This window comes from Laribacter hongkongensis DSM 14985 (assembly GCF_000423285.1).
Lineage (GTDB): Bacteria > Pseudomonadota > Gammaproteobacteria > Burkholderiales > Aquaspirillaceae > Laribacter > Laribacter hongkongensis.
Genome location: NZ_AUHR01000001.1, coordinates 243,166 through 255,570 on the forward strand (window position 1 = coordinate 243,166; position 12,405 = coordinate 255,570).

Annotated in this window: 16 protein-coding genes; 4 read left to right on the plus strand and 12 right to left on the minus strand. The window is 65.3% G+C overall.

The window, feature by feature from the left end; genetic code table 11:
- Position 1: 1 nt before the first annotated feature.
- On the plus strand, positions 2-1,603 hold the full coding sequence (locus tag G542_RS0101170) for a methyl-accepting chemotaxis protein (protein WP_027823166.1): 1,602 nt from the start codon (positions 2-4) through the stop codon (positions 1,601-1,603).
- Between the two features lie 10 nt (positions 1,604-1,613).
- On the opposite strand, the gene G542_RS0101175 is transcribed toward G542_RS0101170, so the two are convergent.
- Both G542_RS0101175 and G542_RS0101180 read right to left on the minus strand, forming a co-directional pair.
- Complete coding sequence (locus G542_RS0101175) at positions 1,614-2,471, minus strand: endonuclease (RefSeq protein WP_027823167.1); 858 nt, start codon at positions 2,469-2,471, stop codon at positions 1,614-1,616.
- A 102-nt stretch (positions 2,472-2,573) separates the two neighbouring features.
- The gene (locus G542_RS0101180; RefSeq protein WP_012698606.1) at positions 2,574-3,008 is read right to left on the minus strand and encodes an HIT family protein; all 435 of its coding nucleotides are present in this window, start codon (positions 3,006-3,008) and stop codon (positions 2,574-2,576) included.
- Positions 3,009-3,147: 139 nt separating this feature from the next.
- Between G542_RS0101180 and paeA the strand changes: the two genes are divergently transcribed.
- The 3 genes from paeA to G542_RS15560 are packed head-to-tail and all read left to right on the plus strand — an operon-like array spanning position 3,148 to position 5,882.
- Positions 3,148-4,479, plus strand: coding sequence for a polyamine export protein PaeA (gene paeA, locus G542_RS0101185; protein WP_027823168.1), 1,332 nt, complete (start codon positions 3,148-3,150; stop codon positions 4,477-4,479).
- Positions 4,476-5,159: a response regulator gene (locus G542_RS0101190; protein ID WP_012698608.1), complete on the plus strand. Its 684-nt coding sequence runs from the start codon at positions 4,476-4,478 to the stop codon at positions 5,157-5,159. Before paeA ends, G542_RS0101190 begins: the two co-directional genes overlap by 4 nt.
- A 57-nt stretch (positions 5,160-5,216) precedes the next feature.
- Entirely contained in the window at positions 5,217-5,882 is a 666-nt protein-coding gene (locus G542_RS15560; protein WP_012698609.1) for a response regulator, read from the plus strand.
- A 1-nt stretch (position 5,883) separates the two neighbouring features.
- Here G542_RS15560 and G542_RS19390 read toward each other — a convergent pair whose 3' ends face one another.
- From G542_RS19390 to G542_RS17295, 10 genes are all read right to left on the minus strand, one after another.
- The gene (locus tag G542_RS19390; protein WP_012698610.1) at positions 5,884-6,012 is read right to left on the minus strand and encodes a hypothetical protein; all 129 of its coding nucleotides are present in this window, start codon (positions 6,010-6,012) and stop codon (positions 5,884-5,886) included.
- Positions 6,009-6,770, minus strand: a complete 762-nt coding sequence (ybgF, locus tag G542_RS0101205) for a tol-pal system protein YbgF (RefSeq protein ID WP_027823169.1) — start codon at positions 6,768-6,770, stop codon at positions 6,009-6,011. The genes G542_RS19390 and ybgF overlap by 4 nt, the downstream gene beginning before the upstream one ends.
- 103 nt (positions 6,771-6,873) lie before the next feature.
- Positions 6,874-7,383 (minus strand): peptidoglycan-associated lipoprotein Pal, encoded by a 510-nt coding sequence (gene pal, locus G542_RS0101210; protein WP_012698612.1) that lies wholly within the window; start codon positions 7,381-7,383, stop codon positions 6,874-6,876.
- Between the two features lie 38 nt (positions 7,384-7,421).
- Positions 7,422-8,714 (minus strand): Tol-Pal system beta propeller repeat protein TolB, encoded by a 1,293-nt coding sequence (gene tolB, locus G542_RS0101215; protein ID WP_027823170.1) that lies wholly within the window; start codon positions 8,712-8,714, stop codon positions 7,422-7,424.
- Positions 8,715-8,716: 2 nt separating this feature from the next.
- On the minus strand, positions 8,717-9,595 hold the full coding sequence (locus tag G542_RS0101220; RefSeq protein WP_027823171.1) for an energy transducer TonB: 879 nt from the start codon (positions 9,593-9,595) through the stop codon (positions 8,717-8,719).
- Positions 9,595-10,005, minus strand: coding sequence for a protein TolR (gene tolR / locus G542_RS0101225; RefSeq protein ID WP_012698615.1), 411 nt, complete (start codon positions 10,003-10,005; stop codon positions 9,595-9,597). The genes G542_RS0101220 and tolR overlap by 1 nt, the downstream gene beginning before the upstream one ends.
- 156 nt (positions 10,006-10,161) lie before the next feature.
- A complete protein-coding gene (locus tag G542_RS0101230; RefSeq protein WP_012698616.1) occupies positions 10,162-10,650 on the minus strand; it encodes a peroxiredoxin family protein in 489 nt (162 codons plus the stop codon).
- Between the two features lie 17 nt (positions 10,651-10,667).
- Positions 10,668-11,099: an acyl-CoA thioesterase gene (locus G542_RS0101235; protein ID WP_027823172.1), complete on the minus strand. Its 432-nt coding sequence runs from the start codon at positions 11,097-11,099 to the stop codon at positions 10,668-10,670.
- 62 nt (positions 11,100-11,161) lie between these two features.
- Entirely contained in the window at positions 11,162-11,539 is a 378-nt protein-coding gene (locus G542_RS0101240) for a hypothetical protein (protein WP_012698618.1), read from the minus strand.
- Between the two features lie 26 nt (positions 11,540-11,565).
- Positions 11,566-12,369: an energy transducer TonB gene (locus G542_RS17295; protein ID WP_162142316.1), complete on the minus strand. Its 804-nt coding sequence runs from the start codon at positions 12,367-12,369 to the stop codon at positions 11,566-11,568.
- Between the last annotated feature and the right edge of the window lie 36 nt (positions 12,370-12,405).

The window sequence follows — 12,405 nt, forward strand, 5'->3', positions numbered from 1 at the left end:
CATGCCCCGTCCTGCCTTGCGCCTGAGTACCCGCCTGAGCATTTTCATCGGCACCTGCCTGGTCCTGCTGGGCATTCTGGCCGGCGTGGCCGTCCAGCAGTTGCAGGTGATCCGTCACCACATCCGGCTGGCCCAGACAGTCACCACACCCCTGATGGGTACCCTGGCGGAGTCCCGCTACCAGCTGGTACAGGTACAGCAGTTCCTGACCGATGCCGCGCTGACCGGTAATCCGGATTCGCTCACCGAGGCGCGCGAGGCGCAGGCTCAGGCGCTCAAAAGCCTCGACCTGCTGGCCAAGCTGGCACCGGCTCTGGCTGGCGAAGCCCGCAGCCTCAAGGCTTCTGCCGCCACCACGCTGGCCCAGGGCGAACGCATGCTGCCCGCGTATGAACAGGGCCGGGCAGAGGGCAATGCGCTGATGGACGAATTTGACCGTCAGGTCACCCGCTCGGACGAGCAGCTCTCGGCCCTCAGTGCCCACCTCGACACCGAAACGTCTGCCGAAGCCGCCAGCCTGCAAGCCAGCCTGTGGCAGGCCAGCCTGTGGATTGCCGGTTGTGCCGGGCTGACTGCCCTGCTGCTGCTGCTGGCGGCCCGCTGGCTGTACCGCAGCATGTTCCAGCAGCTGGGCGGCGAACCCCGCGATGCACGCCAGCTGACCCACCAGCTGGCCGAAGGCAACCTGTCGCGCTCCATCCAACCGCAGGCCGGCACCGAGCACAGCCTGATCGGCGAGCTGGCACGGCTGCAACAGCAATGGCACGCGGTCGTCAGCCAGATGAGCACCTGCAGCACCGGCCTGGGCCAGGTGTCCTGCGAAATCGCCCGGCTGGCCAGCGGTCTTGACAGCAGCAGCGCCCGGCAGCAAACGGCCACCGAGCAGATCACTGCCGACACCGAGCAGCTGGCGGGTGCCATCGACACCATGCATGCCGCAGCCCTGCGGGCCGACCAGAGCCGGCAGCAGACCCAGGCCGGCGAGCAGGTCATCCTGCAGGTCGTGGAGGAAATCCGCGAATCAGCCGGTGCCGTCAAGAAGGCTGCCCACTGGATCAGTGCCCTCGACGAGCGGATTTCACAGGTCAACCAGATCGTGCAGATGATCAGCGAAGTGACCGAGCAGACCAATCTGCTGGCGCTGAATGCCGCCATTGAAGCGGCCCGCGCCGGGGAGCAGGGACGGGGCTTTGCCGTGGTGGCCGACGAAGTCCGGAAACTGGCCGACCGCACCCGCCAGTCCACCGAATCGATCACCCGGTTCATGACCGAAATCCGCGCCACGGCAACCAGTGCCGGCGAGGACTTCCGCCAGAATGCCACCCAGGCAGAAGGCAGCGCCGGGCTGGCCGACCGGGCGCTGCTGACCATGAAGCAGATCAGCGCCAGCGCCGAGGTGGCGCGACAGGACATCGCCGCCATCGTCGAACAGCTGGGGCATGCCCGCGAGGGCACCCGGCGCATGGCCGAACAGGCCGCTCATGTCGCGCAGCTGGCCCGCGACAACCACGGCGCCACCCGGCAGCTCGCCGACGGCATGCAGGGGCTCGACGCCATGTCGGCGCAGCTGGTGGATTCGGTTGCCTATTTCCGGCTGGGCTGATGCCGTCTGCTCAGCCGCACACGGCAGCCAGTTTCGCCGGATCGGTCACAAAACCGTTGCCGCTGCCCTGGATGGCCTCGATGCGCCGGTTGCGCTCGGTTTCCCAGCCATCAACCGGATATTCTCGGCTCCAGGCGCAGAACAGCTGCCGGTCCTGGGCGGACATGCGCAGGCCGTAGCGTTCGTGCATGTAGAACTGGATGCGTGCCACGCGGCCACGAACCTCCTCGCGCGGCTGCACCCGCTTCATGCCGAAATCGACCACCGTCCGGCACTGGCCGTATACCGGTTCGGGCTGCCGGCTCCAGGCGCTGAACGGATAGTTGCTGCGGTCGCCGTTCACTTCACCGACGGCCGGCACCAGGTTGACCAGATCGCCTTCGGCCATGCGGAACACCGGGTCGCTGGCGGCGCAGTTCTTGCGCCCGCCGTCCTGCCAGCACTGGCGCTGGTGGCCCAGCGTCCATGCCGGCACGACGTGTTCCCATTCGATGCGGCTGGCACGCTCGGCGTTCTTGCGCGGTACGAAGCCACAACTGGCCCAGTCCACATCCTTGCCCTGATAGCGGCAACCGCAATAAAAATCCTCCTCCAGCCCGCGGAACACCCGCGGCAACACCTTCTTGGCATTGGTGAAATCCCGCTGCCCCACCGCCCGGGTACCGGAGACCAGTTCAACGACCTCCGGGTCAGCAGCCGGTGCCGTTGCCGGCTGCGCGGAGGCCTGCGCCAGGTTTTTCAGCTCCTTGACCACGGCCTGCTGGCCGGCCTTGAGCGCGGCGTCTGCCAGATCCTGCGTGGCCTGTTCGGAACACGCTCCCAATCCCAGCACCAGACCTGCGATGCTGCCCAATTGCCACCACTTCATGCTGCCATCACTTCCTTGCGCGCCGGCCCACGGCCGGCGGTCTGCTTCATTTCACGTCGGCCAGCCGGCATCCGGCTCTTGCGGCCGGCACCAGGCTGTCTGTCACGCCAGGCCTTGTGGCGCCGGCGGGTTGGTGCCCAGCACTTCCCGCAGGGCTGCGGCCAGGTCCGGCCGGCCATGGGCCACGCCGTCGCGGGCCCGCGCTGCCCAGACCGGCGCCGGAAAATGCGCGTCGTCGGCAAAACGCGGGATCACGTGCCAGTGCAGGTGCGGTACCACGTTACCAAGGCTGGCCAGATTGATCTTGTCGGGTGCCAGCACCGTGCGCAGGGCCGCTTCGGTACGGAACACCCAGTCCATCAGGTAGGCCCGGTCGGCGGCGGACAGATCGGTCATTTCGCGTACGTGTCCGCGCCAGATCACGCGGCAGAATGCCGGATAGTCCGGTGTGTCGGTGACCAGCACCACGCTCAGGCGGGTGTCGGCAAACAGCACCGGAAACGGAGAGGGTGTGCACAGCTCACAGGAATTTGTCATGCTTTTGTTCGGAAACCGGTCAGGTTTTTCAGCTTCGGACCGGGCATTTTACGCCAGCCCATGCGGCTGGTACGGGCTCACGGTGTATGCTGGTGGCCTCGTCCGGCAGCAAAAACCGGACACTACTGACGGATACTGTATGAGTTTTGCACAGCAACTGGGGCTGATCCTGCTGCTGATCGCCGCCAGCATGTTCTTCTCGATTTCGGAAATCGCCCTGGCCGCCGCCCGCAAGATGCGCCTGCGCCAGTGGGCCGACGAAGGCCATGTCAACGCCCGGCGGGTGCTGGCCTTGCAGGCCGAGCCGGGACATTTTTTCACCGTGGTGCAGATCGGCGTCAACGCCGTGGCCATCCTCGGCGGCATCGTCGGCGAGTCGGCCTTTACCCCGTACTATTCCGGCCTGATCGGGCTGGTCTACACCGGCCCGGAGCTGGCCACCATCAGCTTTGTCTGTTCGTTCGTGACCGTAACGGCGTTGTTCATCCTGATCGCCGACCTCGTACCCAAGCGGCTGGGGCTGCTGTTTCCGGAAGCCATTGCCGTGCGGGTGGTCCGGCCGATGCTGGTGTGCGTGACGCTGTGCCGGCCGCTGGTATGGTTTTTCAGCGGGCTGGCCGACGCGATCTTCCGCCTGCTGAAGATCCCCACCCGGCATGAGGACGCCATCACGTCCGAAGACATCGCGGCCGTGGTGGCAGCCGGTGCCGAAGCCGGTGTGCTGGCCGCCGGCGAGCACCAGCTGATCGAGAACGTGTTCGAACTGGAAAGCCGCACGGTGGCTTCGTCGATGACCGTACGCGAGAGCATCGTCTGGCTGCCGCTGAATGCCGACAGCGAACAGGTACGGCAGACGGTGGCCGCCAACGCCCACAGCAAGTATCTGGTCAGCGATGGTGAAATCGACCGGGTGGTCGGCTATGTCGACAGCAAGGACCTGCTGGTACGCATGCTCAACGGCCAGTCGATCTCGCTCAAGACCGAGCCGATGCTGCGGCAGGTGCTGCTGATTCCGGACACGCTGACGCTGTCGGAAATCCTGGCCCGCTTCAAGAGCGCCCGCGAGGACTTCGCCGTCATCCTCAACGAGTACGCGCTGGTAGTGGGCGTGATCACCCTCAACGACGTGATGAGCACGGTGATGGGTGACCTGATCAGCGCCGGCGAGGAAGAACAGATCGTGCAGCGCGACGAGCATTCGTGGCTGGTGGACGGCGTGACGCCGATCGACGACGTGATGCGGGCACTGGCGATCGACCAGTTTCCGGACGACGAGCATTACGAAACCATCGCCGGCTTCATGATGTACATGCTGCGCAAGATTCCCAAGCGCACCGACTGCGTCAAGTTTGCCGGCTACAACTTTGAAGTGGTCGACATCGACAGCCACCGCATCGACCAGTTGCTGGTGACACGCCTGCCCGGTCCGGAAACCGGCAACGACACGACCGGCAGCGGAGAGACAGCATGAGGGAACGACTCGCGGCCAGCCGCATCCTGCTGGTCGACCGGCTGCCGCCGGCCCGCGCCATCCTGACCGGCATCCTGACCCGGCTCGGCATTCCGGCCACCAGCATCCACCACGCCGAGCACGGGCAGAGCGCACTGGCGCAGCTGGCCGAGCAACCGGCAGACATCGTCATCAGCGCGCTGGATTTTGCGCCGGTCAGCGGGCTGGAACTCTTGGCACGCATCCGCCAGGGCGAGAGTGCGGCCCCGGCCAACCAGCCGGTGCTGGTCGTCACCGCCGACGGCACGCCGGAACACCGGCTGGCAGCGGCCCGGCTGGCAGTGGACGGCGTGATCGCCAAACCGCCGCACCCGCTCCAGGTCGAGCGCAGCATCATCCGCCTGCTGGCCACGCGCCGGCCGGCCGAACCGGCCTGCTGCCAGGTGGTCAGGCTGCCGGCAGCGCTGCCGGCCGGGCTCTCGCTCACCCGACCGGTACTGGCCATGGCACCGGGTCAGCTGCTGACGGCAGACCTGTGCAGCCACTCGGGTAACCTGCTGCTGCCGCGCGGCAGCATCCTGACCTCCGCCGTGATCAGCGTGCTGTTACAGTATCGCCGGCACTTCGGTGCGGAAACCATTACCGTGTTACGCGCCACACATGCTCAAACACCGTCACCCGTACCTTCCGGCATACCGTAGCATCATGGCTCCGATCATCACATATGCTGAATGCCATGTGATGACCGGAGTCATGCCATGTCCATCCCTCTGGCGCAAGCGCGCATCCTGATCGTCGATGACCTGCTTCTGGTCCGGGCCCTGCTGGCACGGGTGCTGACCGGCATGGGCACCCAGCCTGAACGTCTGTTGCAGGCCACGGATGGCAACAGCGCCATCAGGGTGATTCATGAGCACTACATTGATGCCATCGTCTGCGATGTGGAGATGACGCCGATGAACGGGCTGGAGCTGCTGGCACATATCCGTGCTGGGCAAACGGCCACCCGCCCCAACATTCCGTTCGTCTTTCTCAGTTGCCATGATGACCCGCTGCACCGGCTGGCAGCCGAAGCCCTGCTCGCCGACGGTTTTTTGGCCAAACCGCTGCGGCCAGCGGACATCGAGGCAATGGTGTGGCACCTGCTGAGCCACAAGCGACCACGCAGCGATCCGCTGCACCACATGGCCACGACATTCATGTCGCCACCCGTGCCTGCCGTCAGTTTGCCATCAGGAAAACGCACCCGTGTCGGCCGGCTGCGCGCCGGTGACCTGCTGACGCAGAACCTGGTTACAGCGGACGGCCGCCTGCTGCTGGCAGCCGGCCACCGGCTGACGCGGGCAATGGTCACGGCTTTGCAGCAGCATCACGTCCACTACGGCCTGTACTGGCTGGACGTACAGCCGCAGGCAACCGGCTGAATCAGCCGGGGCCACGTCCGGTCCGGCGCAGCCAGCCGATGGCTTCCCGCACCAGCCCGACCACGATGTAGGCCAGCAGGCCGGCGAACAGCACGACAAATTCGGTGACTGCACGCCATCCGGCCCTCACTTGAGGCTGGCCAGCTGCTGTTTGGCTTTCTGGGCGGCTTCGCTCTTGGGGAATTTCTTGATCAGCGCCTGCCAGGTGGACTTGGCACGGGCGGTGTCACCCAGGTCACGCTGGCAACCGCCAAGGTTGCGCATGGCATCCGGCACACGTGGATGGTTGGGCGACAGCTCGATAAAGCGCTGGTAGGTGTCGATGGCCGGCTGGAACTGGCGTTCGGCGTTGTAGGCGACGCCCAGCCAGTAGCGGGCATCGGGAGCCTGCGCAGCCTGCGGATTGGCATCGATAAAGCTCTTGAGCGCCGGGATGGCCTTCTTGAAGTCCCGCTGGCGCAAGAGACCCAGCGCCTGGTCATAACCGGCCTGTACCGGATCGACCGTCGGCTGGGTCTGCGCCACGGCCGGATTGCCGGCAGTTTCACCGGCGGCGGCAGCCGGTGCGGCCGTCTTGCCCTCCAGCGGCATCAGGCGCTGGTCCAGGTCGTTGTAGAGGTCGTTCTGGCGGGTCTGGGTGGTTTGCAGGTTATAGGTCAGCACCTCGACATCGCCCTTGAGCTTGGCGGTCTCGGCCTTGAGGATTTCCACCTGCCGCAACATTTCCAGCAGCTGCTCGTTGGAAATCTTGCTTTCGATCTGTTGCAGGCGCTGCTGCTGCTGCACGACCTGGGCACGGGTCTGCTCCAGATCGTTGGTCGAGGCGCAACCAGCCGCCACGAAGGCCGGCAACGCGGCCAGGGTCAGGCGTCGGAGAATCGGATTCATGCGAACGGGCTTTCGGAGTCGGCAAAAAACAACCCGGATGTTGCCACAGCCGCATCCGGGTCGGGGAGGTACGGGTCAGCCTGCGGCCGGACCGTAACCCTGCTTATTCGCCGTCGTACACCACGTCGGCGCGGCGGTTTTCAGCGTAGTCAGCGGCGGTGGTGCCGGTAGCGCGCGGCTTTTCCTTGCCGAAGCTGACGGCTTCGAGCTGGGCTTCCGGCACGCCGAGCACACGCATGGCCTGCTTGACCGATTCCGAACGGCGCTGGCCGAGGGCCAGGTTGTATTCGCGGCTGCCGCGGGCGTCAGTGTTGCCCTGGATCTGCGCCTTGCGGGCAGTGTTCTGCTTCAGGTACTGGGCATGGGCTTCCACTACCGGGCGGTATTCACCCTTGACGGCCGAGCTGTCGAAGTCGAAGTACACGCTGCGCTTGGACAGGATGTTGTTCGGATCCTTCAGCGGATCGACGTTGCCGGAGGTCATCTGGCCGGCAGTAGCGCCCTGGTTGGCACCAGCGGCGTTGGCATTGGCATTCGGATCGGCCGGCTTGGTGCTGGCGCAAGCGGCCAGCAGGGTGACGACGGCGAGAGCGGACAGGGACTGCTTCAACATCTTGGATCTCCTTGTTATGAGGAAGTATCAGGGAAAAATCAGCGCGGCATCGGACCCCAGTCGGGCTCCATCACATCACCCGAAGCGCCAAGCCGGGTTTTGGTCAGGCCGTCGGCAGTCACGGTGTACAACACGCCTCGGCCCCCCTGCTCGGAAGCGAACAGGATCATCTTGCCGTTGGGGGCAAAACTCGGTGACTCGTCGAACTGGGTGTCCGACACGTAGTTGGCCTGCGACGAGCCGAATTGCTGCACCATCACGCGGTAACGGCCGCCTTCGCGGCGCACGAAGGCAAAGCTCTTGCCGTCAGGGCTGACTGCCGGGCTGACGTTGTAATTGCCTTCATAGGTCAGCCGGGTGGCCGGGCCGCCGCTCGCGGGCATGCTGTAGATCTGCGGGCCGCCGGCACGGTCGGAAGTGAACAGGATGCGGCTGCCGTCCGGCGTGAAAGCCGGTTCGGTATCGATGCCCTGGCTCTGGGTCAGCCGGCGCGGTGTACCGCCGTCGGCCCCCACGAGATAGATCTGGGTATTGCCCGACAGCGTCAGCGCCACGGCCAGTCGCGTGCCGTCCGGCGACCAGGCCGGGGCCGAGTTGGAGCCCTTGAAGTTGGCCACGGCGCGGCGGGCACCGGTGGCCACGTTGTGCACGTATACCACCGGCTTTTTGGTTTCGAACGAGACATAGGCCACGCGGCTGCCGTCCGGCGACCAGACCGGCGACATCAGCGGTTCTTTCGAGCGCAGCAGCGTCTGTTCGCCGGCACCGTCGGCATCGGCCACCCGCAGCTCGTAGCTGTTGCGGCCCTGCTGGGCGACATACACGATGCGCGTGCCGAAGATGCCCTTCTGGCCGGTGATGGCTTCGTAGATCATGTCGGCAATCAGGTGCGCCAGTTGCCGGCCCTGTTTGGGCTCGATGGCGAAACTGCCGCCGGTCAGCTGCCGTTTCTGGTTCACGTCCATCAGGGCAAAGCTCACGGCCATCCGGCCGTCGGCCTGCGGCACGACCTTGCCGACCGAAATGGAAAACGCTCCGGCCGAGCGCCACAGCGGATACTGGATCTGGCCGGGCTCGGACGGGTTGTTGCCGACACTGGCCACGTCGACGAAGCGGAATACGCCGGTCCGGGCGAGGTCGCTCTTGACGATCGGGGTCAGACCGCCCGGCAGCTGGTTTTCACCGGCAAACACCGGCAGGGCAATCGGGTGCTGGCTGGTGCCGCCACCAACGATTTCGACAGTCAGCTCGGCGCGCGCCGGGCCGGCGGCCAACAGCGCGCACAGGGCCGGCAGCAGCACGGACTTGCACCAGAATTGCATCAGCTTCATCGCTACCTCGGTCGGAATTTCAGGGTCATCACCCGCACGTCGGAAAACTTCATGCCCGACAGCAGGGCAGGAAACGTCTTGGCCGCCAGCACGGCACGCTGCACGGCCTCGTCATATTGTGCATTACCCGAGGATTGCAGGAGTTTGACCTCGCGCACCTCAAGCGAAGGCAGCAGGGTGACCCGCACCACGGCGGTCGGATTGCCGGCCAGATCGGACGGCACCTGCACCAGCGGCCGCACGCGCGAAATCACCAGTGATTCGTAGCCCTTGCCGCCGTTGCCGCTGCCGGCACCCACGCCGCCAGCCACGCCATTGGGTACGCCATCCTTGCTGCCGGACTGGGTCCGGGTGCTGTTGGGCGGGATGCGGGTATTGGTGCTGCCAAGGTCTGCCAGGGCGTCATCCACGTCAAAATCGCCGGGCCGGGCATTTTTCGATGCCGGTTTGGCCGGTACGTCATTTTTGGCGACGGGCTTGCTGTCGGCTTTTTTCTCGGTCTTTTTGGGTTCGGCCCTGGGCTCGGGTTCCGGCTTTTTCTCGGGTTTTTTCTCCGGCTTCGGTTCCGGTTTCGGCTCAGGCTTGGGTTCGGGCTTCTTTTCCGGCTTCGGTTCCGGTTTTTTCAGGGCGATGTCGGGTTTGGCCACTTCGGGCAGCGGTACGCTTTCTGCCTCCGGCACCGGCTCGGGACGGGACGGTGCCACGGGTTCCGGCGCCCGCATGCGGGTCATCGGCGGCGCGCTCCACAGTTCGGCCATGGCCGGCGGAGCGTTGAACGACGGGGAGCTGACCGATACCGACAGGGTCAGGACCACCACCAGCAACAGATGCAGGCCCAGCGAGGCGGCAAAGCTCGCCCGGCGTGTCTCGACCGGGGTCATTACTGCTCCGACTTGACCAGCAGGCCGACCCGCTCGACCCGGGCTTTTTGCAGGGCGCTCATGACATCCATGACTTTTTCGTACGCCACGGTCTTGTCGGCGGAAATCACCACCGGGCGCTGGGCATCCCCGGCCAGGTCGGACTGGATGGCGGCGACCAGCGCCGGCACCTCGCCATAGGACGTGGTCTTGCCCTTGTCGGCCAGACCGTATTCGCCATCCTTGCCGATGGTCACCTGCAGGGGTTCGGTTTCGACCTGCGCCGCGCGTCCGACGGACGGCAGGTTGACCACACCCGGCGCAAACATCGGGGCAGTCACCATGAAGATCACCAGCAGGACCAGCATCACGTCGATATAGGGCACGACGTTGATCTGGCTCATGGAACGACGGGGGCGTCGGTTGAGCATGACGGACTAACAAACGAATGGTCGGCAACAAGCTGCGGATGATAGCACCGCACCGACCCTGTCGGCGTCGATTGCGACCGGATAATCGTGACATTTTCATGAAAACGGGCGGACCGTTGCCGGCCTGCCCGCACAGGATGCCTTGCGAATGCCGGATCAGGCCGCCAGCGCCTGCTCGATCAGCCGGTGCAGTTCGGCAAAGTCCGGCTCGCCCAGATAGCGCTTGATGATCTGGCCGTCCTTGCCGACCAGGATCGATGTCGGCGTCAGCTGCACGCCGCCGAAGGCCTGTGCCAGCTGGCCCTGGCTGTCGAGCGCCACGAAAAACGGCAACCGGTTCTGCTCGACATAGGTCTTGACGTAATCGGGCGGGTCGTAGCTCATGGCTACCGCCACCGTTTCGTAGCCTTTGGGCGCATATCTGGTGTGGGTATCCTTGAGCGCCGGCATTTCCTTGATGCAGCCAGGACAGCTGGTTGCCCAGAAATTGACCAGCACCACCCGGCCCTTGAGTGCCTCGGTGGAGGTGGTACGACCATCCAGGGCCTGGTACTGCACCGCCGGAGCCGGATTACGGTCGGTTACCGTCCAGGCGATGACCGCCACTACGGCCAGCGCCGCCACGGCCAGCAGGATTTTCTTCATTGCCACCTCGTTGTTGTTTACTTGCAGTCCGACCCGGCCGCCCGGTCACGGGCCGACAGCCGCTCCAGCAGCGCGCGCAGCTCGCCATCGATCACGATGGCACGCTTGTCCCGCTCGCTGTACAGCACAAACGTCACGTCAGCCTCGGCCACCACGGCACCGGATTCCTTGTGGCGCACCACCTGCCGGATCACGGCCGAGCGGTGGCCCACCTCGTGCATGCTGGTGTCGAGCGTCAGCACCTCGTTCATCAGCGCCGGGCGCCGGTAACTGATGTTGATGTTGACTACCACGAAGGCAAAGCCTTCGTGCATGTAAGCCACCAGATCAGCCTCGTCATCAAAGTAGGCCCAGCGCGCTTCCTCGAGAAACTCCAGGTAACGCGCATTGTTGACGTGACCGTAGAGGTCGAGATGGTAACCGCGAACTTTTATGTCGATCTGATGCATGGTTCCTCCGCTGGATGGACGGGTTCAAACGCCCGTTTGCGGTGATTACACCACATCGCCATTCATTCGGCATCCGGCAGGTCCAGCGCATCGAATGCCTCGCGCTCGAGCGGTGCCTCGGCCAGGTCCGTCACCACCGAATGGGTTTCCACCTCGAACCACTGCGAAAACAGGTTTTGCGTCCGCGGCGTCGGCCACAGGCTGTCGTCCTCGCACCAGTCGGCCAGCTCGGCCTCGAACAGGCCGGACCAGTTGGCCTTGATGAAATCGCGCACCTCGGAAAAATCCTCGACCGGCGGTACCAGCAATGCGTTGCAGTCTTCGCGCAGGTTAAGGAGGTTGACCTCCTCCGGATCAAACCGGAACGGCAGCGACAACAGCCAGTCCACAAAAGGCTGCTTCGGTTTGATGACAAGCACGCTGCGATTTACTTCGTACATGGAAATTCTCCAGAAAAAACCAGATGTCAGGGGGCTGACAGGTTGCCGTCCCGGCTGAACGACCAGGTCCGCACCAGCGTCAGCCGGTCATAGTCACGCGCCAGGGCCGGCGGAAACGGGGCATAGGGTGCCGCCAGCCGCACGATGTTCAGCGCCGCCGAGTCCAGTTCCGGCTGGCCGGAGCCTTTCTCGATGCGGGCTGACAGCAATGTACCGTCCGGTGCGATGTCGGCGGCCAGCACCAGCCGGCCGGCCAGACCTTGCGCCCGTGCCGACTCGGGATAATTGAGCCGTCCCACGTCCTCGACCTTGCGCCGCCAGCCGTCGGCATACGCCCGCAACACCGGATCACGGCTTGAACTGCCCACACGGGCAGAGCGCTGGCTGACCGGCTGGTTGCGACCGCTGTCGCGGTCATCGCGCGCCAGTGCACGCGCATCGGCCAGCCAGTCGCGCGCACTGGCGCCAGCCGGCGGAGTGCGCAGTGGCGGCTCGGGTGTCCGGATTTCGGTACGGGGTGCCACCGGCTCCGCCTTGGGCAGCACCGGTTTCCTGGGCGGAGGCGGCAGGGGAATGGCGGCGCGGGCCACCTTGGGCGGCGGTTCGGCCGGGGGCGGCGGAGCCGGCTCCGCCCTGGCAGGAACAACCGGTGGTGGTGGTGGTGGCGGAGCCGTCACCAGCCACGCCTCCAGCGGCGGCAATGCAGCCGGAAGCGGCCGGACGGCAGATCCGCCCAGCGTCCACAGCAGTGCAACGTGCAGCCCCAGAGCCGTCAGCAGGGCAACAAGGCGCCTGAGGCGGCGGGCAGGGAAAACGGTCTCGTGACGCAAGGCAAACACACAAGGCAGACACGGAAACGAGCAGTG